This is a genomic window from Ruegeria pomeroyi DSS-3 (genome assembly GCF_000011965.2).
Taxonomy (GTDB): Bacteria; Pseudomonadota; Alphaproteobacteria; order Rhodobacterales; family Rhodobacteraceae; genus Ruegeria_B; species Ruegeria_B pomeroyi.
On record NC_003911.12, the window covers coordinates 4046685 to 4066099 of the forward strand.

Consider the following 19415-nt stretch of genomic DNA (forward strand, 5'->3'; position numbering starts at 1 on the left):
TTTGGGCGAGCGTAATCTGACAGAAGAACGCGACAAGTTTGCCGCCCTGCACCCGGAAGCGCGCCATGTCGTCCATGGCCGCGACTGGGGCGTGATCCGGGTGGGGCAAAGCGGCCCCGCGCTGGTGCTGATCCCGGGTACGCTGGGCCGGGCCGATATCTTCTGGCAACAGATCGCAGCGCTGTCGGGTGAGGCGCGCATCCTCGCGGTCAGCTATCCGGCCTCGGGCGGGATCAGCGATTGGGCGGCCGATCTGGCGCAGATTATCTCGGATGCCGAAATGCAGGGCGCGACCATACTCGGCTCGTCGCTGGGCGGCTATCTGGCACAGTATCTGACTGCCACCGAACCGGCGCTGTGCGGCGGGCTGGTGGCGGCCAATACGCTGGCCTCGGTTCGCGGGATCGACCAGGTGCCACCCTATGCGCTAGACCTTGCCACCACGCCAATCGACGATCTGCGCGCCGGGTTCGAGGCCGGGCTGGCGAGCTGGCAGGCACCCGACCATCCCTATAGCGATCTGGCGAGGCTCTTGCTGCAAGAGGTGCGCACACGCATTCCCGAAGGCGAATTGCGCGCGCGATTGCAGGCGCTGAAAACCGCGCCGGAACTGCCCGCGCAAAGCCTGCCACGTGATCGCATGTTCACTGTCGAAAGCGATGACGACCATCTGATTTCGCCGCCGATGCGCTCGGCCCTGCGCGCTGCGCTGACGCCCGCGCGCGCCTATCGGTTCCGCGCTACCAGCCACTTTCCCTATGTCACCCGTCCCGACGCCTATACCGCATTGCTGCGCGAGGTGCTGGGCCTGACAGGCGATCATGCGATCTGGCCCGCCGGGGAGGAGAGCCTGTCATGAAGATCATATCCGCCGAAGAAATCCGCCAGCACTTGCCGATGCGCGATGCCATCGAGGTGGTGGAAAAGACGATGATCCAAGTTTCGCAAGGGAAGGCCAATCTGCCGCTGCGCACGGTGATGGATATCAACGGCACCAACCGGCTGGGCGTGATGCCCGGCGCGCTGAGCGACCCCACACTTTATGGGATCAAGGTCCTCAGCCTGTTTCCCGGCAATCCCGCCAAGGGGCTCAGCTCGCATACCGGAACCGTGCTGCTGTTCGATGCCGAGACCGGGCAGCCCCGCGCGGCATTGGATGCCGATGCGATCACCGCGATCCGCACCGCAGCCGCAACCGCGGTGGCGACACGGGCGCTGGCCCGGTCTGACGCGCAGGTGTTGGCGCTGATCGGCACGGGCGAGCAGGCCGAAAGCCATATCGAAGCGCTGACACTGGTGCGCGAGATTGCCGAGATCAGGGTTGCCGGGCGCAACCCCGAGCGCGCCGCCGCATTTGTCCGGCGCATGGCCGATCATTATCCCGGCATCACGTTCACCGCTGCCACCGATGTCGAACAGGCGGTCAGCGGGGCCGATATCGTCTGCACGCTGACCTCCTCGCCCTCGGTGGTTCTGCATGGCGACTGGATCGGGCCGGGCACGCATGTGAACGCGGTCGGCGCCTCGATCCCCTCGATGCAGGAAATCGACGAAACGCTGCTGCTGAAATCCGAGCTGTTCGTCGATTACCGCCCCTCGGCCTTTGCCCAGGCGCGCGAGATCATCTCGGCTCTGGAAACGGGCGCGATGAGCGAGGCGCATGTCAGGGGCGAGATCGGCGAGGTTCTCTCGGGCAAGATTCCGGGGCGCTCGGGCACCGATGCGATCACACTCTACCGCTCGCTTGGCATCGCCGCGCAGGATCTGGCCTGCGCCGATCATGTCTGCCGCACCATCGGCTAGCAGACGCCCATCTGGCCGCGACATAGCCGGTATTCGCAGCATTCGCGCCACCGGGCATGGACAAATGCGCCTCTCTTCGTTACATGGCCCAATCTTTGCGCCGGGGTGAGTCCCGCGCCCTATTGGACATTCCCCTGATGACTTCCCCCCTTCTCGATGCCCTCGCCGAGCGCGGCTTCGACACGCTGACCGATGTACAACAGGCGGTCACCGACCCCGAGTTGGCCAGCGCCGACCTGCTTGTCTCGGCCCGGACCGGATCGGGCAAGACCGTGGGCTTTGGTCTTGCCATTGCTCCAACCCTGCTGGGCGAGGCCGAAACGCTGGGCCCGCCCGCCGCGCCACTGGCGCTGATCGTGGCCCCCACCCGTGAGCTGGCCTTGCAGGTCAGCCGCGAACTGACATGGCTGTTCGCCAAGGCGGGAGGGCGCATCGCCACCTGTATCGGCGGCATGGATGCCCGCACCGAGCGCCGGACGCTGGAGCGCGGCGCCCATATCGTCGTCGGCACGCCGGGGCGCCTGCGCGACCACATCACGCGCGGCGCGCTTGATCTGGCCGATATTCGCGCCGTGGTGCTGGACGAGGCCGACGAGATGCTTGACCTCGGCTTTCGCGAGGACCTGGAGTTCATGCTGGGCGAGGCACCCGAAGACCGCCGCACCCTGCTGTTCTCGGCAACCGTCTCTCCGGCCATCGCGGAACTGGCCAAGACCTATCAGCGCCAGGCCGCGCGCATTTCGACCCTGGGCGGCGAACGCCAGCATTCCGATATCTCGTATCAGGCGGTGCAGGTTTCGGGCGGTGACGGCGAACACGCGATCATCAACCTGCTCAGGTTCCATGATGCGCCCACCGCCATCGTATTCGCCAATACCCGCGCCGCCGTGGCGCGGCTGACCGCACGTCTGGCCAACCGTGGCTTTGCCGTGGTCAGCCTGTCCGGAGAGTTGAGCCAGGACGAGCGCAGCCATGCCTTGCAGGCCATGCGCGATGGGCGCGCCCGGGTCTGCGTCGCCACCGATGTGGCCGCGCGCGGCATCGACCTGCCCAATCTCGACCTGGTGATCCACGCCGATCTGCCGACCAATACCGAAGGTCTGCTGCACCGTTCGGGCCGTACCGGACGCGCCGGGCGCAAGGGGATTTCGGCGCTGATCGTCCCGGACAAGATCTCGAAAAAAGCCTCGCGCCTGCTGAAATGGGCCAAGATCGAGGCCGAATGGACCCAGGCGCCCACGCCCGAGGATATCCTGGCCAAAGACGAAGCGCGTCTGCTGGCCGATCCGCTCTGGACCGATCCGGTCGAGGACGAGGAAACCCGCATCGCCGCCGGCCTGATGGAGCAGTTCACGGCCCAGCAGATTGCGGTTGCCTGTCTGCGTCTTTATCGCGCCAAGCTGACCGCGCCCGAGGAACTGAACCAGCCGCCCGCGCGCGGCGCCCCGTCTGTGGCGGCAAGTTTCGGCCCCTCGCGCTGGATCTCGCTGTCGGTCGGGCGCGAACAGCGGGCCGAACCGCGCTGGCTGCTGCCGCTGCTGTGCCGGGCCGGCAATCTGGAGAAAAGCCAGATCGGCAAGATCACCATGCAGGCGCAGGAAACCCATGTGGAACTGGCCGAAGCGGCGGTTCAGGGGTTCCTGGACCAGATCGGCCCGTCCGGTGTCGTCGAAGGCGAGATCACCGCGCGGCTGCTGGATGGCGTGCCGGAAATGACCCGCGGCCCGCAAGGCAAGCCCCGCCCGCGCAGCGACCGGCCGGCGGCAAAGCCGTTCAAACCGGCGAAGCCACGCCATAAGGCCGATCGCGACAGCGCAGCGCCCGCAGCCGAACCGCGCCCGTTCAGAGAGCGCGAGGCCACCCCGGCCCCGGCAAAACCCAGACGCGCCAGGGAAGACGGCGCCGACAGGCCCGCGAAACCGGCGCGCGCAACGCTGCATGCCGGCAAATCCGAGAAGCCGTATAAACCGCGCAAACCGGCCTCGGGCCCCGGTGTCAAGCCGAGCAGCAAACCGGGCGGCAAACCCAGTGACAAACCCGGCGGCAAGCCCTGGGCAAAGCCTGGCGCCAAACCCGGCGTGAAACCGGGCGGCAAGAAACCGGGTGGGAAACCGACAGCTGGCGCGTCGCGCCCCGCAGCGGGGCGCCCGGGCGGTGAAGCTCCGCCAAAGCGCAAGCGGGACTGAGGCTCAGAGCCCGAGCACGTCGACCATGTCGTAATGCCCGGGCGCCTTTCCTTGCCCCCAGAGCGCGGCCTTGAGCGCGCCGCGCGCAAACACCGCGCGGTCGCTGGCCACGTGGCGCAGCACGATCCGCTCGCCCGGGGCGGCAAACAGCACGTCATGCTCACCCACGATGTCGCCACCGCGAATGGCGTGAAATCCGATATCGCCGCGCGTGCGCGCCCCGGTGATGCCATCGCGGGCGCGGTCAGCCACGTCGTCCAGACGCACGCCGCGCCCTTCGGCGGCGGCCTCGCCCAGCATCAGCGCGGTCCCCGAGGGCGCGTCGACCTTGTGGTGGTGATGTGCCTCGATCACCTCGATATCGAAATCCTCGTCCAGCGCGGCGGCCACCTTCTTGGTCAGCTGTACCAGCAGGTTGACGCCAAGGCTCATATTGCCCGCCCGCACGATCACCGCATGACGCGCCGCCGGTTCCAGCGCCGCGATCTGTTCCGCCGTCATGCCGGTGGTGCCGATCACATGCACGCAACGCGCCTGCGCCGCGAGGGCGGCAAATCCCAGCGTCGCGGCGGGCGCGGTGAAATCGATCACCGCCTGCGCCTGGGCAAATGCCTCGAGCGGATCGTCGGTCACCGCTACGCCCAGCGCCTGACCGCCCATCGCCTCGCCCACATCGCGCCCGATCCAGTCATGCCCGGGCCGTTCCAGCGCACCCACCAGACGCACCTTGTCACTGTCGGTGACGGTCCGCACCAGCATCTGGCCCATGCGTCCCGAGGCGCCGGTGATCACGATACCTGGTATATGGGTCATGGCTTGGTCCTTCATTTCCTGCGCTTGTTGCCTCCTACCGTGTTCGGCACCGCTTGGCAAAGCCTCGCTTTGCGCTTAGATCGAAGCCATGGCAAAGAACAAGTTCCACGATGGCCCCGGCCCGTCGCAGCGTCAGCTGCGTGTCGGCGAAGTGATCCGCCGCACCCTGTCCGAGGTGCTGGCGCGCGGCGACGTGCATGATCCCGACCTGAACCGGATGTCGATCACCGTGGGCGAGGTGCGCACCTCTCCCGACCTCAAGATCGCCACCGCCTATGTGCTGCCGCTGGGCGGCAGAGGGCAAGAGGATGTGGTCCAGCTGCTCTCGCGCAACAAGGGAGAGCTGCGCCGGATGATCGGCAAGAAGCTGGGGCTGAAATTCACTCCCGACCTGCGGTTCCGGCTGGACGAGACCTTCGACCGGCTCGACGATACGCGGCGGATGTTCGATCAGGACGCGGTACGCCGCGATCTGGACGAGTGATCCGGGCCGCGGCCGTCCTTTTCCTGCTGGGTGTCGCGGGGCAGGCGGCGGCGGTAGACTGCCGGGATCTAACCCACGAAGGCAATCTTTATACCGTGTGTGAGGTGGATGCGCGCACTGCGGATCTGCGGCTGTTTCTGAACGATGTCGAGGGCGCGCCCTTGGGCCAGTTCTCGACCGTCGATCAGACGTTACAGACCGAGGGCAAGCGGCTGGCCTTTGCCATGAATGCGGGCATGTATCACGATGACCGCTCGCCCGTCGGCCATTATGTCGAGGACGGGATCGAGCAGAAACGAGTGATCGCCAATGCCGGACCGGGGAATTTCGGCCTGCTGCCAAACGGGGTGTTCTGCCTGCGTTCGGGGCGGGCGGATGTGATCGAGACACTCGACTATCAGGCCGCGAAGCCGGATTGCCGCTTTGCCACCCAATCGGGGCCGATGCTGGTAATCGACGGGGCGCTGCATCCGCGGTTTCTGCCCGATTCGACCTCGCGCTATATCCGCAACGGGGTCGGCACCAGCGCCGACGGCGCGCGGGCGGTGTTTGCGATTTCGGGAAACTCGGTGACGTTTTACGAATTCGGCACCCTGTTCCGCGATGTGCTGAAGACGCCGAACGCGCTCTATTTCGACGGCAATATCTCGCGCCTCTATGCGCCTTCGCTGAACCGCGCCGATCTGGGCTTTTCCATGGGTCCGATCGTGGGTGTCGCGGTCGAGGACCGCTGATCGGCGAGGACGCCCGTCAGGGCGGACGAGCCGCTCCTCCGCCCTGACGGGCGTCCTCGCGGCACAAATTGACAGCCCGGCCACGATCAGATAGGTCGCGCGCCTCAGATCTGGACGAGGGCAGGATGGCACGCAAACGCAAGGGACGCGATATTTCGGGATGGCTGGTGGTGGACAAGCCCGCCGGCATGACCTCGACCGCCGTCGTCAACAAGGTTCGCTGGGCGCTGGGCGCCAACAAGGCCGGTCATGCCGGAACCCTCGACCCCGAGGCCACCGGCGTTCTGGCCATCGCCCTGGGCGAGGCGACCAAGACCGTTCCCTATATCACCGACGCGCTCAAGGCCTATGTCTTTACCGTGCGCCTGGGCCAGGCAACCAATACCGACGATGCCGAGGGCGAGGTGATCGCCTCCAGCGACCTGCGCCCCACCGATGAACAGATCAAGGATGCTCTGGCACCGTTCCTGGGTGACATCATGCAGGTCCCCCCCAAATTCTCGGCCGTCAAGATCGACGGCCAGCGCGCCTATAAACTGGCTCGCGACGGCGAGGATGTAGAGTTGGCCGCCCGCCCGCTCTGGGTCGAGGAGCTGCTGATGCTGGACCGGCCCGACCCGGATCACGTGCTGCTCGAAATGACCTGCGGAAAGGGCGGCTATGTCCGCTCGATCGCCCGCGATCTGGGTGCAGCGCTGGGCTGTTACGGCCATGTGCGCGAGCTGCGCCGCATCTGGTCGGGCCCTTTCGAGGCCGAGGATGGCATCACCCTCGAGCAGGTCGAGGCGCTGGCCAAGACACCCGAACTCGACAGCTATCTGCGCCCCCTCGAAGAGGGCCTCGCCGATCTGCCCGAGTTGAAATGCAGCCCCGAGGGCGCCCAGCGCCTGCGCAACGGCAATCCGGGCATGGTCTATCCCGGCGAGGCCGAATATGGCGACGAGGCCTGGGCCTCGTTCGAGGGGCGCGCTGTTGCGGTGGGCATCTACAAGTCCGGCGAGCTGCATCCCGCCCGCGTCTTTGCCCGGCCCGAGTAAGCGGTGGGGCGTGACGCCGGGTGGCGCTCGTGCTAGGGCACGGCCATGATCACCCGTTCCCATACAAAGGGCGACGCCCCCTCGACTGCCGTCTATTCCGACTGCGAACGCTACCGCTACAGCCTGACTCGGATCTGGGATCCGGCCGGGCGCAAGGCGCTGTTCGTGATGCTGAACCCCTCGACCGCGACCGAGGTGCAGAACGACCCCACGGTCGAACGCTGTGAGCGGCGGGCGCGCACGCTGGGTTTTGGCGCCTTTCAGGTGACCAATATCTTTGCCTGGCGCGACACCGATCCCCGCAAGATGCGCGCCGCGGCCGACCCGGTCGGCCCGGAAAACGATGCCGCCATCCTGGCGGGCGCCGAATGGGCCGATCAGATCGTCGCCGCCTGGGGCACCCATGGCGCCCATCTTGAACGTGGCCTGGCGGTCGAGCGCCTGCTGCGTGGCACTGGCCTGCCGCTGTTTCACCTGGGCCTGACCAAGGACGGGCACCCCAAGCACCCGCTCTATATCGGCTATGCGCAACAACCGAGCCCCTGGTCCTGACCCGGTACTGTTAACCATTCACCCGGAACGGCTTTGACGAACCCCTTGCAAAAATGGGATATTTCCCGACAGGGGTGACGTGTGTCTGGAGTAGTGGGATGTTGATGCTCGCAGGTCTGTTAGGGCTGGCCGCTGTAAGCGGCGTTGTGCTGATGACGGGGGGAGGCGAAGACGACGCCGATGAGGAGTTGCTGCCGGCAGAGGATCAGCAGTTGGAGGTTGAAACAACCGAAACGCTGGGCATGATCTCGGGCGGCGGCGCTCAGCAGCCGCTCCTTATGTCGGACGCCATCATACCTTCGGACGGGCTGGTCCTGTCCGGCGGCAGCGAGGGCGATGTTCTGACCGGGCAGGAAGGAAACGATCAGATCAACGGATATGATCTGAACGACTCCATCGCCGGGGACGACGGAAACGATACCCTGCATGGGGCCGGTGGGGACGACGACATCCGGGGCGATGACGGCTTCGATCTGCTGCATGGCGAGGATGGCGATGACAGCCTGGATGGCGGTGCAGGCAATGACAATCTGTTCGGCCATTTTGGCGAGGACGAGTTGCAGGGCGGCGCGGGTGACGACACGCTCTATGGTGGACAGGATAACGACCAGCTGGATGGCGGCGCGGACAATGACGCGCTGCATGGCGGCTATGGCGACGACACCCTGTCTGGCGATGCCGGTCAGGATACGGTGTTCGGTGGCTTCGGAAACGATCTGATCCTGGGGATCGAGGGTGGTCCGGGCAATCCGATATCGCCCGTTGCGCAAGAAGTCGATTACCTTAACGGCGGACAGGGCGACGATACGATCTGGGCCGGCGCTGGCGACATCGTCACAGGTGGCGACGGCGCCGACAATATCGTCGCCGGCGATTGGGCCAACGATGGCGACGCGATCGAGGTGATGGATTTCGACCCCGACGAGGACCGCTTGATGGTGGTTTGGGACGGCCCCGAAGGTCAAAGCCCCCAGATCGAGATCAGCAAGGATCCCGAGAACCCTGATATCAGCCGTGTCACAGTGGACGGGCACGACGTCGCGTTGCTGCGCGGGGGCGAGCCGGACGATGTCAACGATATCGTTTTGGTGCGTCCGGGCGACCTGCCCCTGACCGGAACCGCGGCCTGATCTGCACCCGCAGAAAGCCTTTGCCCTCCTACCCGTTTCCGCGTATACGCGCGCATCCGCATCGGAATCGCTCTGATGCGGAACCTCTCCATGGGCCTGTGCTGGACGACATCCCGGCCTGCGCCATTCACTCTAACCTGACAAGGAGACCCCGATGTCGATCACTACCGAAGAAAAAGCCCGCGTGATGAAAGAATATGGCACCAAGGACGGCGACACCGGTTCGCCCGAGGTCCAGGTTGCCATCCTCAGCTCGCGCATCGCGACCCTGACCGAGCATTTCAAGACCCACAAGAAAGACAACCACGGCCGCCGTGGTCTGCTCAAGCTTGTGGCCCAGCGCCGCAAGCTGCTGGACTATCTGAAAGCCAAGGACGAAGCCCGCTATCAGTCGCTGATCGAGCGTCTGGGCCTGCGCCGCTAATCAGGTCCGCAAACGGATTTGGGAAAGCGCCCGCCTCTGGCGGGCGTTTTTCGTTTCCATTGCGCGCCAATCAGGACCCGTCGGTCAGGCCCCGTAGCGCGCCAGAAACGTGTCGACGGCGGCCAGAGCCACCTCGTCGATCTCGGCCTGGGTAAATCGCGTCTGGATACCGAAGACCGCGCGCGTCCACAGGCGCGTCTTGCACAGTTCCGAAAACTGCTCGGCCGCCATCGGAATGTCAGCGATCACCAGCTCGCCCTTCGTGACCGCCTTTTCCAGGTATTCACATATCTGGCGCTGGCCGTTCTCGGGCCCCGCCGCATAGAAGGCGCGGGCCAGTTCGGGGAACCGCTCGCGCTCGGCCAGGCAGATGCGAAACACCTGTTGCGCGAAATCCGAGATCAGGAACGCCACCAGCTGCGTTGCAGTGATGGTCAGCACCTCGCGCACGGGCCGGTCTTCGTCGATCATCGACAGGATACGTTCGGCCATCAACTGGCATTCGGTTTGCGCCACCTCGACGAACAGCAACCGCTTGTCGGGGAAGTAGCTGTACAGCGTCGCCTTGGACACACCGGCCGCGCGCGCGATGTCATCGACATTGGCGCCCTCGAACCCGTCGCTCATGAACACCTCACGCGCACCCCTGAGCACCTGGTCGAATTTGCGTCCCGTGCGCAGGATGGTCGCAGCCTGGGTCATTCCGTCTCCGCTGATATTCGGTTTTTCAAACCTATTTTGCGGCGGCCAGAGTTTCAACGATTCGGGCGAAACCGGTTGCAAGCGATCACCGCTGCGCTATCTTGGAATCATTCTAAATTCGAGGTCAAACATGCGGTTTCTCTCCTATCGCAAACACTTTCGCGATCTGTCGGAACAAGAGGTCATCGCATTGGCGATCTCTTCCGAAGAGGACGATGCGCGCATCTACCGCTCTTACGCTGAAATGCTGCGTGCCGATTTCCCCGCCACCGCCAAGCTGTTCGACGGCATGGCCGCCGAAGAGGATGAGCACCGCGCCCAGCTGATCGCCCTGCATGAACGCCGCTTCGGCGCGGTGATCCCGCTGATCCGGCGCGAGCATGTAGCGGGCTATTACGCCCGCCGGCCGGTCTGGCTGGTTGAAAACCTCGGGATCGAGCGAATCCGCACCGAGGCCGCGGCGATGGAGCGCGATGCGGAACGGTTCTATCTGACCGCCGCCGCGCGCTCGACCGATGCCGCCACTCGCAAGCTGCTGGGCGATCTGGCAGCGGCAGAGGCCGGGCATCAGGCCACGGCATCCGACCTCGAATCGACCCATCTGGACGACGAGACCCGTGCCAATGAGGATGCGACCGCGCATCGCCAGTTCATCCTGACCTGGGTACAGCCCGGGCTGGCAGGGCTGATGGACGGCTCGGTGTCGACCCTGGCGCCGATCTTTGCCACCGCATTCGCCACCCAGGATACCTGGACCACCTTTCTTGTGGGTGTTGCCGCATCGGTCGGGGCTGGCATCTCGATGGGCTTTACCGAGGCCGCCTCGGATGATGGCGAATTGTCGGGCCGCGGCTCTCCGGTCAAGCGCGGCTTTGCCTCGGGCATCATGACAACGCTGGGCGGGCTGGGCCATGCCCTGCCCTATCTGATCCCCGATTTCTGGACCGCGACCAGCATCGCGATCTTCATCGTGTTCTTCGAGCTTTGGGCCATCGCCTGGATCCAGAACAAATACATGGAAACACCCTTCTTCCGCGCGGCCTTCCAGGTGGTGGTGGGAGGTGCGCTGGTGCTGGCAGCAGGGGTGCTGATCGGCAGCGGCTAGCGCCTTGTCATCCGGTCAGATCATGTTACCAGTTTCCCATGGTCGAGATCTTTCTGCGTACATTGCCGTTTTTCGTGATCATCGGCCTGGGGTTCTGGGCCGGTCGCACGCGGTTCTTCACGCCCGAGGCGACCGCCTATCTGACCAAGTTCGTGTTCTTCTTTGCCCTGTCGGCGATGCTGTTCCGGTTTGCCGCCACCCTGCCCTTTGCCGAGATCTTCAACGGCCAATTGGTGATGGGCTATCTCTGGGGCACCGCCGGGGTCTATGGCATCGCCTCACTGGTGGCGTTTCTGCGCAAGCTTGACGTGCCGACCGCGGCGGTCGAGGCACAATGCGCCGCCATCGGCAATGTCGGGTTTCTGGGTCTGCCGATGCTGGCGATGCTGTTCGGCGAGGCGGCGATCGGCCCGGTGATGCTGGTTCTGTCGGTCGATCTGATCGTGTTTTCCTCGCTCATCGTGATCCTGATCAATGGCGGGCGTGATGGGCGGCTGAGCCTGGGCACCCTGCGCCTGATCGGCATGGGACTGCTCAAGAACCCGATGATCGTCAGCATCTCCGCCGGGCTGATCTGGTCGTCGCTGCGCCTGCCGATCCCCGCTCCGCTGAACGATTTTCTGACAATTCTGGGCGGGGCCGCGACCCCCGGTGCGCTGTTCGCCATCGGTGCCTCGCTGGCCGGGCGTTCGGCCGAACGGGTGCAGATCGCCGCATGGCTGAGCCTGTGTAAACTGGTGATCCACCCGATCCTGGTGGCGCTGGCGGTCCTGTGGGTGTTCCCGGTCGATGCCTTCTCGGCCTCGGTCGCGATTGCTGCCGCGGCGCTGCCGGTGGCAGGCAATGTCTATATGCTGGCCGCCCATTACGGGGTGGCGCCACAGCGCGCGTCGGCCGCGATCCTGCTTTCCACCGCCGTGTCGATCCTGACAGTGCCCGCCTTCATCGCCTGGGTCACCTCTGCCTGAGGTGAAAGAGCGCCGGGAACCACCGCCGAACGCCCATCTGTGAGCAGGCTCCCCCTTCACCCTCGCGCCGTTCCGTGGCAGGACAGAGGCAGCGCGCCAGAGGGAGAGACAGGCATGAGCACTTTCGGCAAGGGTTGCCATCTGCATCTGATCGACGGATCGGCCTTTATCTTTCGCGCCTATCACGCGCTGCCGCCGCTGACGCGGAAATCCGACGGCCTGCCCATCGGGGCGGTCTCGGGCTTTTGCAACATGCTGCAACGCTATGTCGATGGCGATCACGGCCCCGATGCGCCGACCCATCTGGCGGTGATCTTCGACAAGGGCAGCCATACGTTCCGCAACGATCTCTATGATCTCTACAAGGCCAACCGCGAGGCGATGCCCGAGGACCTGCGCCCGCAGATCCCGCTGACGCGGGCCGCGACCGAGGCGTTCAACATCCCCTGCAAGGAACTGGAGGGGTACGAGGCCGACGACATCATCGCCACCCTGTCCAATCAGGCCCGCGACGCCGGCGGCCGGGTGACCATCGTCAGTTCCGACAAGGACCTGATGCAGCTGGTGGGCGACGGGGTCGAGATGTTCGACGCCATGAAGAACAAGCGCATCGACCGCGACGGCGTGTTCGAGAAATTCGGCGTCTTCCCTGACCGCGTTGTCGATGTGCAGGCGCTGGCAGGCGACAGTGTCGACAACGTGCCCGGCGCCCCCGGCATCGGCGTCAAGACCGCGGCGCTCCTGATCAACGAATATGGCTCGCTCGAAGACCTCCTGGACCGCGCCGAAGAGATCAAGCAGCCCAAGCGGCGGCAGACCCTGATCGACATGCGCGCCCAGATCGAACTGTCCAAGCGCCTGGTCGAGCTTGACGCCAACACCCCGCTCGATTTCACGCTGGACGATCTGGAACTGCGCGATCCGGACCCCGAGAAACTCCTGAGCTTCCTGGCCGAGATGGAGTTCCGCACCCTGACCAAGCGGATCGCCGACAAGCTGGGAGCCGAGGCGCCGGTGATCGCCGAGAAGGCCTCGCCAGAGGCCGAAGAGGCGCCCCAGCCCGAACAGCCGCCCTTTGACGCGTCCAGATACGAATGCGTGCGCGATGCGGCGGCACTGGAAACATGGATCGCACAGGCGCGCGAACGCGGCTGGGTCGCGGTCGATACCGAAACCACCAGCCTTAATGAGATGACCGCCGATCTGGTCGGTATCTCGCTGGCGGTGGAACCGGGTGCAGCCTGCTACATCCCGCTGGGTCATCGCGATGGCGACGCGGGTGACCTCTTTGGCTCGGACAAGCTGGCCGAGGGGCAGTTGCCACTGCAACAGACGCTCGACCTGCTGAAACCGATGCTCGAGGATCCCGCGATCCTCAAGATCGGGCAGAACATGAAGTACGACGCCAAGATCTTTGCCCGCTATGGCGTCGCCGTGGCGCCGATCGATGACACCATGCTGTTGTCATACGCCATGCATGGCGGGCTGCATGGGCATGGGATGGATACGCTGAGCGAACGCTATCTCAGCCATACACCGATCCCGATCAAACCGCTGCTGGGCTCGGGCAAATCGGCGATCACCTTTGACAAGGTGGCGATAGACGAGGCCACCGCCTATGCCGCCGAGGATGCCGATATCACCCTGCGGCTCTGGCAGCTGTTCAAGCCGCAGCTGCACCGCGCGCAGGTCACCACCGTCTATGAAACTCTGGAACGCCCGCTGGTGCCGGTGCTGGCCGAGATGGAGATGCATGGCGTCAAGGTCGACCGCGAGGTGCTGAGCCGGATGTCGAACGCATTTGCACAAAAAATGGCGGGGCTCGAGGCCGAGATTCACGAACTGGCCGGCGAACCGTTCAACGTCGGCTCGCCCGCGCAGGTGGGCGAAATCCTGTTCGACAAGATGTCGCTTGAGGGCGGCAAGAAGGGCAAGACCGGCAAGTATTCGACCCCGGCAGACGTGCTCGAGGATCTGGCGACGGAACACGAACTGCCCGCGCGCATTCTCGACTGGCGACAATTGAGCAAGCTGAAATCGACCTATACCGACGCGCTTCAGACCCATATCAACCCCGATACGGGGCGGGTGCATACCTCGTATTCGATCACCGGCGCCAATACCGGGCGCCTGGCCTCGACCGATCCGAACCTGCAGAACATCCCCGTGCGCACAGAAGAGGGCCGCCGCATCCGCGAGGCCTTCGTGGCCGAGCCGGGCAATGTGCTGCTTAGCCTCGACTATTCCCAGATCGAGCTGCGCATCCTGGCCCATATCGCCGACATCCCGGCGCTGAAGCAGGCCTTTGCCGACGGGTTGGACATTCACGCGATGACCGCGTCCGAGATGTTCGACGTGCCGCTGGATCAGATGACGCCCGAGGTCCGCCGCCGCGCCAAGGCCATCAACTTCGGGGTGATCTACGGCATCTCGGGCTTTGGCCTGGCGCGCAACCTGCGCATCCCGCGCGCCGAGGCGCAGGAATTCATCGACCGCTATTTCGAGCGTTTCCCCGGCATCCGCACCTACATGGACGACACTATCGCCTTTGCCAAGGAACACGGGTTCGTACAGACCCTGTTCGGCCGACGCATCCACACACCCGAGATCAATGCCAAGGGGCCGCATGCGGGCTTTGCCCGCCGTGCGGCGATCAACGCGCCGATCCAGGGCACGGCCGCCGATGTGATCCGCCGCGCCATGGTGCGGATGCCCGATGCCATTCGCGACCTACCGGCAAAGATGCTGCTTCAGGTGCATGACGAATTGCTGTTCGAAGTGGCCGAAGAGGCGGTGGAAGACACCATCGCCGCCGCCCGCGACATCATGGAGGGCGCCGCCGATCCGGCGGTGCGGCTGGATGTAAGGCTGGTGGTCGATGCGGGCCGGGGCGCCAACTGGGCCGAGGCGCATTGACGACTGTCGAAGTCAGGCGCCGCTTCTCCGGCCCTGCGGGCCGTCTTCGCTGGGTTCAAGCCTCGCTGCGCACCAATGCGGCGACCAGACGGCGCGCCAACGGTGCCACGAAAAGCAGGACCACAAAGGCGATGGGCCAGGCCAGCACCCAGGCGCCCATCCATTTGCCTGCCATGCCCGGGTCCATTCCCACGGCACGTATTGTCGCCACACAGGTGACGATACAGGACATCAGGCCGGACATGATCGCGGCAAAAAGAACCGGTGCGAAACGGGCGGGAAGCATCGGGGACTCCGTCAATATTCCGGCTTTTGAATATTGCATCGAGGATCGGACCGCAATGGCACGCGCGCCCGTTCTCACACCCTTGTTAACGGCGATGTTACACGCCGATCCAACAGGTCAGCGCGTTGCGCAGATCAGGCGTCGGCCTTGCTGCCCTTGAGCACGTATTTGCAATCGCAATAGGGGCATTCGACCCAGCCGGTATCCTCGGGGATTTGCAGCCAGACCCGCGGATGTCCCAATGCGCCTTCGCCCCCGTCACAGGCAACGCGGCTTTTGTCGACGATCTTGGTTTCCGGCGCTTGGATGGTCATCGTTAGAGGGCCCTTCTTGAGGTTGTCGGCACTGCGGACATGGATTAGGTCCGTTTATGAGCGACAAGGCGAGCAGGAGCAAGAGCCGCGCATGAGCGAAGATGCAATCCGGATCGAAGGCCTGACCAAGACCTATCGCGGCAGTCACGGACAGCCCGAGAAGCAGGCGCTGAAGGGCATCGACCTGAACGTGCCGCGCGGCTCGGTCTTTGGCCTGCTGGGGCCGAACGGCGCGGGCAAATCGACACTGATCAATATCCTTGCCGGGCTGGTCACCAAAACCGCTGGCAAGGTCACGATCTGGGGATTCGATCAGGACCAGAACCCGCGCCAGTCCCGCGCCGCCATCGGGGTGATGCCACAAGAGCTGAACCTTGATCCGTTCTTTACCCCCCGCGCCGCGCTCGAAGTGCAGGCGGGTCTCTATGGGGTACCCAGATCACAGCGCTGGAGCGACGAGATCCTTGCCATGATCGGCCTGACCGACAAGGCCGAGGCCTATGCCCGCACCCTGTCGGGCGGCATGCGGCGGCGGCTGTTGCTGGGCAAGGCCCTGGTGCACCGGCCCCAGGTTCTTGTGCTGGACGAACCCACTGCCGGGGTCGATATCGAGCTGCGCCAGATGCTGTGGAGCAATGTGCGCAAGCTGAATGCCAAGGGAATGACCATCATCCTGACCACCCATTACCTGGAAGAGGCGCAGGAGATGTGCGACCAGATCGCCATCATCAACCAGGGCAGTGTGGTGGCGCGCGACAGCACCGCCAACCTGCTTGGGCGGCTTGATGCGCGGGCGATGGTGATCCAGCCCGACGGCCCGGTCTCGACCCTGCCGCAGGGGCCGGGGATCGAGGCCGAAGCGCGCGCAGACGGCACGCTCGCCCTGCGCTATCACAACCGCCAGACCAGTGCCGAAGACGTGCTGGCCGCCGTCCGCGCCGCCGGTATCCACATCCGCGACGTGCGCACCGAACAGGCGGATCTGGAGGATGTGTTCCTAGCGCTCACTTCGTCGCGGTAACGGGCGCGGCGGCGCCCGTCGCCCCCTCATAGGCAGCGTCATAATCAGCGCGCAGCGTGCCCATCACCCTGTCCCAGAACAGGAAATACAGCCCGTAATTGCCAGTAAACCGCCCGTGATGCTGGTTGTGCGCGACCGAGGTGTTGATCCAGCGGCCCAGCCAGTGCTTGTGGAACCCGCGCGGGTACAGCTCGAACCCGAGATGGCCATAGACGTTGTAGGCGATCTGGAAGATGAAGAAATACATCACCGCCGCCCAATGCACCGGCAGGGTAAAGGCGATCAGGGGCAGGATGCCCACCTCAAGCACCGCCTCTACCGGGTGAAAGGCATAGGCGGTCCAGGGCGAGGGGTTGGTCGAGTGGTGATGCACCAGATGCACGTGACGATACAGCACCCGCGTATGCATCAGCCGATGTATCCAATAGAAATAGGTGTCATGCAGTGCCAGCATCCAGACAAAGGTAAAGACCAGATACCCCCATCCCCGGCTGCCCATCGAGCCGCCATAGATACTGGTCTGGTCACGGAACACGAAAAAGATCAGTGACGAGATCACCGCAAAGATACCGACCGAGATCAGCGAAAACGCCAGATCCCGGCCGTAATCGGTCAGCCGGGGCCAGCGTTTCTGTATCTTGCGCGGCCACATCAAACGGCGCAGCAGCAGATAGAAAAGAGCAAAGGCCCCGGCCGCAAAGAACAGGTAGCGCTGCACGATACGCAGCGATTCCTCGGCCACGAAACGGATCAGATCCGGGTCCAAACGCGCCTCCTGCTGTCCCTTGGGGTCAGTCTACAGTGGCGCGCGCGATTGTCACCCGGATCAGGCGCGGTCGATCCGCGCCTGATAGCAGTTGTTGCGGGCCGAGCGGACATGCACATAGGCAACGTCGGGCCGCGACAGGATCGCCTCGGCCCCGGCGGACAGATCGGCCGCGGGCACGACGCGCCCGGTGCCATAGACGATGCGGTCGTTCGCACCGTAACCCTTGATCAGATAGTCAGGCGAATTTGTCAGCATTTCGGGCAACGGCTCGTCCCCGGCATGACGTGCGCATGGCTCGGCACAGACAAAGATCGGCCCGGTTTCGGCATAGGGGTGCAGCCCGTCAAAGGGGCGATGCGCCAGGATCAGCATCGGCGCCCCCTGCGGAATATAGCGCAGGCAATGGCGGCACGGGTTGCCGCCGCCATCCGACAGGGCGCGTTCGGGTGGGTTGCCATAGGCATCGGGCGCGCCCGTCTGCCAGGCACGAACGGTTTCGGTGTCAAGGGGGGTGATACGGATCATGGGGCTCTCCTGTCTGGTCATGCCGCATGATATCGCCCTGTCCGCGGGTCTCTGGCGACCCGGTTCCTGCGGGTTCAGCCGCAGGACAGCCGGGTCACCACTCCCGCCCGGTCCGTCGAGACATTCAGGCGATCGGGCCTGTAATCCTGTATGACAAGACTGTCGGGGCCAATCACGCGTGCACCCTCGGGCAGAAGGTGGCTGACTTCGGCAGCGGGGCGCCCTACGATCTCTCCCAGGTCATCCCCCTTGCAGAAGCTCAGGTCGACCGGTGCCGGATCGACCGCGTTCGGGTCTTCGACAGGGTCGGCACAGGCGGCGAGCAACAGAAAGATCGGGGTAAATCGATACATTGGCGTTCCCTTTTTGACAAATGTCGGTTCCGTGTGGTCAGGTGCGGTCGGAACCTGACACGAAACCGGTATCAAAGAAACCCGGCGCTCGAGGTCGGGCTGTATTGGATCGGGACAAGGAGAAGACACAGATGCGGACGCGTGCGGCGGTAGCGGTTGAGGCGGGGAAGCCTCTGGAAGTGATGGAGGTGAACCTCGAAGGGCCCAAGGCCGGCGAGGTTCTGGTCGAGATCAAGGCCACCGGCATCTGTCACACCGACGAATTCACCCTCTCGGGCGCCGATCCCGAGGGGCTGTTCCCGGCCATCCTGGGCCACGAGGGCGCGGGCATCGTGCTGGAAGTGGGCGAAGGCGTCACCTCGCTCAAGCCCGGCGATCACGTGATCCCGCTCTACACCCCCGAATGCCGCCAGTGCGAATACTGCCTGAGCGGCAAGACCAACCTGTGCCAGGCCATTCGCACCACCCAAGGCAAGGGCCTGATGCCCGACGGCACCACCCGGTTTTCCATGCTCGATGGCACGCCGATCCTGCATTACATGGGCTGCTCGACCTTTTCCAACCACACCGTCCTGCCCGAGATCGCGCTGGCCAAGGTGCGGCCCGACGCACCCTTCGACAAGATCTGCTATATCGGCTGCGGCGTCACCACCGGCATCGGCGCGGTGATCAACACCGCCAAGGCCGAGATCGGCTGCCGCGCGGTGGTGTTCGGCCTGGGCGGCATCGGTCTGAACGTGATCCAGGGGCTGCGCCTGGCGGGCGCCGACCAGATCGTGGGCGTCGACCTGAACCCCGACAAGGTGGCGATGGCGACGCGCTTTGGCATGACCGATTTCGTCAACCCGGCCGAGGTCGAGGGCGATATGGTGGCCCATCTGGTCGAGCTGACCAGGGGCGGCGCCGATTACTCGTTCGACGCGACCGGCAATGTGGGCGTGATGCGCACCGCGCTGGAATGCGCGCACAAGGGCTGGGGCGAGAGCATCATCATCGGCGTGGCGCCGGCGGGGGCCGAGATCTCGACCCGGCCGTTCCAGCTGGTCACCGGCCGGGTGTGGAAGGGCACCGCATTCGGCGGCGCCAAGGGCCGGACGGATGTGCCCAGGATCGTGGACTGGTACATGGACGGCAAGATCGAGATCGACCCGATGATCACCCACACGCTGAGCCTGGACGAGATCAACAAGGGCTTCGACCTGATGCACGCAGGCGAAAGCATCCGCTCCGTCGTCGTGTACTAAACCCAATCCCGGCGCCCAAACAATGGGCGCCGGAAACCCTGGACCGGGT

General features: G+C 64.7%; 21 protein-coding genes. 14 read left to right on the plus strand and 7 right to left on the minus strand.

What is annotated here, in order from left to right; genetic code table 11:
* The first annotated feature begins 1 nt into the window (after nt 1).
* From SPO_RS19440 to SPO_RS19450, 3 genes are all read left to right on the plus strand, one after another.
* The gene (locus SPO_RS19440; RefSeq protein WP_011049502.1) at nt 2-859 is read left to right on the plus strand and encodes an alpha/beta fold hydrolase; all 858 of its coding nucleotides are present in this window, start codon (nt 2-4) and stop codon (nt 857-859) included.
* Nucleotides 856-1803, plus strand: a complete 948-nt coding sequence (locus SPO_RS19445; RefSeq protein ID WP_011049503.1) for an ornithine cyclodeaminase family protein — start codon at nt 856-858, stop codon at nt 1801-1803. The genes SPO_RS19440 and SPO_RS19445 overlap by 4 nt, the downstream gene beginning before the upstream one ends.
* 137 nt (nt 1804-1940) lie before the next feature.
* The gene (locus SPO_RS19450; protein WP_030003273.1) at nt 1941-3989 is read left to right on the plus strand and encodes a DEAD/DEAH box helicase; all 2049 of its coding nucleotides are present in this window, start codon (nt 1941-1943) and stop codon (nt 3987-3989) included.
* A 3-nt stretch (nt 3990-3992) separates the two neighbouring features.
* On the opposite strand, the gene dapB is transcribed toward SPO_RS19450, so the two are convergent.
* The gene (gene dapB, locus SPO_RS19455; RefSeq protein ID WP_011049505.1) at nt 3993-4802 is read right to left on the minus strand and encodes a 4-hydroxy-tetrahydrodipicolinate reductase; all 810 of its coding nucleotides are present in this window, start codon (nt 4800-4802) and stop codon (nt 3993-3995) included.
* Between the two features lie 88 nt (nt 4803-4890).
* Here dapB and rbfA point away from each other — a divergent pair, with 88 nt between their 5' ends.
* The 6 genes from rbfA to rpsO all read left to right on the plus strand — a co-directional run bounded on the left by rbfA (nt 4891) and on the right by rpsO (nt 9163).
* Nucleotides 4891-5286 carry a 30S ribosome-binding factor RbfA gene (gene rbfA, locus SPO_RS19460; protein ID WP_011049506.1) on the plus strand — a complete coding sequence of 132 codons (396 nt, stop codon included), beginning with the start codon at nt 4891-4893 and terminating at the stop codon, nt 5284-5286.
* Entirely contained in the window at nt 5283-6020 is a 738-nt protein-coding gene (locus SPO_RS19465) for a phosphodiester glycosidase family protein (protein WP_011049507.1), read from the plus strand. Before rbfA ends, SPO_RS19465 begins: the two co-directional genes overlap by 4 nt.
* A gap of 125 nt (nt 6021-6145) precedes the next feature.
* On the plus strand, nt 6146-7057 hold the full coding sequence (truB, locus tag SPO_RS19470; RefSeq protein ID WP_011049508.1) for a tRNA pseudouridine(55) synthase TruB: 912 nt from the start codon (nt 6146-6148) through the stop codon (nt 7055-7057).
* Nucleotides 7058-7102: 45 nt separating this feature from the next.
* On the plus strand, nt 7103-7609 hold the full coding sequence (locus SPO_RS19475; RefSeq protein ID WP_011049509.1) for a DUF1643 domain-containing protein: 507 nt from the start codon (nt 7103-7105) through the stop codon (nt 7607-7609).
* 98 nt (nt 7610-7707) lie between these two features.
* Nucleotides 7708-8739 carry a calcium-binding protein gene (locus SPO_RS23445; RefSeq protein WP_044028862.1) on the plus strand — a complete coding sequence of 344 codons (1032 nt, stop codon included), beginning with the start codon at nt 7708-7710 and terminating at the stop codon, nt 8737-8739.
* Between the two features lie 154 nt (nt 8740-8893).
* Nucleotides 8894-9163, plus strand: a complete 270-nt coding sequence (rpsO, locus tag SPO_RS19485) for a 30S ribosomal protein S15 (RefSeq protein ID WP_011049511.1) — start codon at nt 8894-8896, stop codon at nt 9161-9163.
* Between the two features lie 84 nt (nt 9164-9247).
* Here rpsO and SPO_RS19490 read toward each other — a convergent pair whose 3' ends face one another.
* The gene (locus SPO_RS19490) at nt 9248-9865 is read right to left on the minus strand and encodes a TetR/AcrR family transcriptional regulator (protein ID WP_011049512.1); all 618 of its coding nucleotides are present in this window, start codon (nt 9863-9865) and stop codon (nt 9248-9250) included.
* Between the two features lie 130 nt (nt 9866-9995).
* On the opposite strand from SPO_RS19490, the gene mbfA reads away from it, so the two are divergent.
* The 3 genes from mbfA (at nt 9996) to polA (ending at nt 14854) form a co-directional block, all read left to right on the plus strand.
* Complete coding sequence (mbfA, locus tag SPO_RS19495; RefSeq protein ID WP_011049513.1) at nt 9996-10970, plus strand: iron exporter MbfA; 975 nt, start codon at nt 9996-9998, stop codon at nt 10968-10970.
* Between the two features lie 38 nt (nt 10971-11008).
* Nucleotides 11009-11938 (plus strand): AEC family transporter, encoded by a 930-nt coding sequence (locus SPO_RS19500; RefSeq protein WP_011049514.1) that lies wholly within the window; start codon nt 11009-11011, stop codon nt 11936-11938.
* Nucleotides 11939-12052: 114 nt separating this feature from the next.
* Entirely contained in the window at nt 12053-14854 is a 2802-nt protein-coding gene (polA, locus tag SPO_RS19505) for a DNA polymerase I (protein ID WP_011049515.1), read from the plus strand.
* 55 nt (nt 14855-14909) lie between these two features.
* Here the strand turns inward: polA and SPO_RS19510 are convergent, their stop codons facing one another.
* Both SPO_RS19510 and SPO_RS19515 read right to left on the minus strand, forming a co-directional pair.
* A complete protein-coding gene (locus tag SPO_RS19510; protein ID WP_044028863.1) occupies nt 14910-15140 on the minus strand; it encodes a DUF2798 domain-containing protein in 231 nt (76 codons plus the stop codon).
* Between the two features lie 134 nt (nt 15141-15274).
* Nucleotides 15275-15454, minus strand: a complete 180-nt coding sequence (locus tag SPO_RS19515) for a zinc-finger domain-containing protein (protein ID WP_011049517.1) — start codon at nt 15452-15454, stop codon at nt 15275-15277.
* A 91-nt stretch (nt 15455-15545) separates the two neighbouring features.
* Between SPO_RS19515 and SPO_RS19520 the strand changes: the two genes are divergently transcribed.
* Nucleotides 15546-16475, plus strand: a complete 930-nt coding sequence (locus tag SPO_RS19520) for an ABC transporter ATP-binding protein (RefSeq protein WP_011049518.1) — start codon at nt 15546-15548, stop codon at nt 16473-16475.
* Here the strand turns inward: SPO_RS19520 and SPO_RS19525 are convergent.
* The 3 genes from SPO_RS19525 to SPO_RS19535 form a co-directional block, all read right to left on the minus strand.
* Nucleotides 16459-17241 (minus strand): sterol desaturase family protein, encoded by a 783-nt coding sequence (locus tag SPO_RS19525; RefSeq protein ID WP_011049519.1) that lies wholly within the window; start codon nt 17239-17241, stop codon nt 16459-16461. The genes SPO_RS19520 and SPO_RS19525 overlap by 17 nt on opposite strands.
* 60 nt (nt 17242-17301) lie before the next feature.
* A complete protein-coding gene (locus tag SPO_RS19530; protein WP_044028864.1) occupies nt 17302-17769 on the minus strand; it encodes a DUF1203 domain-containing protein in 468 nt (155 codons plus the stop codon).
* Nucleotides 17770-17843: 74 nt separating this feature from the next.
* On the minus strand, nt 17844-18122 hold the full coding sequence (locus tag SPO_RS19535; RefSeq protein WP_044028866.1) for an I78 family peptidase inhibitor: 279 nt from the start codon (nt 18120-18122) through the stop codon (nt 17844-17846).
* Between the two features lie 131 nt (nt 18123-18253).
* Here SPO_RS19535 and SPO_RS19540 point away from each other — a divergent pair, with 131 nt between their 5' ends.
* Entirely contained in the window at nt 18254-19366 is a 1113-nt protein-coding gene (locus SPO_RS19540) for an S-(hydroxymethyl)glutathione dehydrogenase/class III alcohol dehydrogenase (protein WP_011049521.1), read from the plus strand.
* Nucleotides 19367-19415: the final 49 nt, after the last annotated feature.

Coding starts and splice junctions, on each gene's coding strand:
- SPO_RS19445 (WP_011049503.1), top strand. CDS start 856: ATGAAGATCATATCCGCCGAAGAAATCCGCCAGCACTTGCCGATGCGC.
- SPO_RS19450 (WP_030003273.1), top strand. CDS start 1,941: ATGACTTCCCCCCTTCTCGATGCCCTCGCCGAGCGCGGCTTCGACACG.
- dapB (WP_011049505.1), bottom strand. CDS start 4,802: ATGACCCATATACCAGGTATCGTGATCACCGGCGCCTCGGGACGCATG.
- rbfA (WP_011049506.1), top strand. CDS start 4,891: ATGGCAAAGAACAAGTTCCACGATGGCCCCGGCCCGTCGCAGCGTCAG.
- truB (WP_011049508.1), top strand. CDS start 6,146: ATGGCACGCAAACGCAAGGGACGCGATATTTCGGGATGGCTGGTGGTG.
- SPO_RS19475 (WP_011049509.1), top strand. CDS start 7,103: ATGATCACCCGTTCCCATACAAAGGGCGACGCCCCCTCGACTGCCGTC.
- SPO_RS23445 (WP_044028862.1), top strand. CDS start 7,708: ATGTTGATGCTCGCAGGTCTGTTAGGGCTGGCCGCTGTAAGCGGCGTT.
- rpsO (WP_011049511.1), top strand. CDS start 8,894: ATGTCGATCACTACCGAAGAAAAAGCCCGCGTGATGAAAGAATATGGC.
- SPO_RS19490 (WP_011049512.1), bottom strand. CDS start 9,865: ATGACCCAGGCTGCGACCATCCTGCGCACGGGACGCAAATTCGACCAG.
- mbfA (WP_011049513.1), top strand. CDS start 9,996: ATGCGGTTTCTCTCCTATCGCAAACACTTTCGCGATCTGTCGGAACAA.
- SPO_RS19500 (WP_011049514.1), top strand. CDS start 11,009: ATGGTCGAGATCTTTCTGCGTACATTGCCGTTTTTCGTGATCATCGGC.
- polA (WP_011049515.1), top strand. CDS start 12,053: ATGAGCACTTTCGGCAAGGGTTGCCATCTGCATCTGATCGACGGATCG.
- SPO_RS19510 (WP_044028863.1), bottom strand. CDS start 15,140: ATGCTTCCCGCCCGTTTCGCACCGGTTCTTTTTGCCGCGATCATGTCC.
- SPO_RS19515 (WP_011049517.1), bottom strand. CDS start 15,454: ATGACCATCCAAGCGCCGGAAACCAAGATCGTCGACAAAAGCCGCGTT.
- SPO_RS19520 (WP_011049518.1), top strand. CDS start 15,546: ATGAGCGAAGATGCAATCCGGATCGAAGGCCTGACCAAGACCTATCGC.
- SPO_RS19530 (WP_044028864.1), bottom strand. CDS start 17,769: ATGATCCGTATCACCCCCCTTGACACCGAAACCGTTCGTGCCTGGCAG.
- SPO_RS19535 (WP_044028866.1), bottom strand. CDS start 18,122: ATGTATCGATTTACCCCGATCTTTCTGTTGCTCGCCGCCTGTGCCGAC.
- SPO_RS19540 (WP_011049521.1), top strand. CDS start 18,254: ATGCGGACGCGTGCGGCGGTAGCGGTTGAGGCGGGGAAGCCTCTGGAA.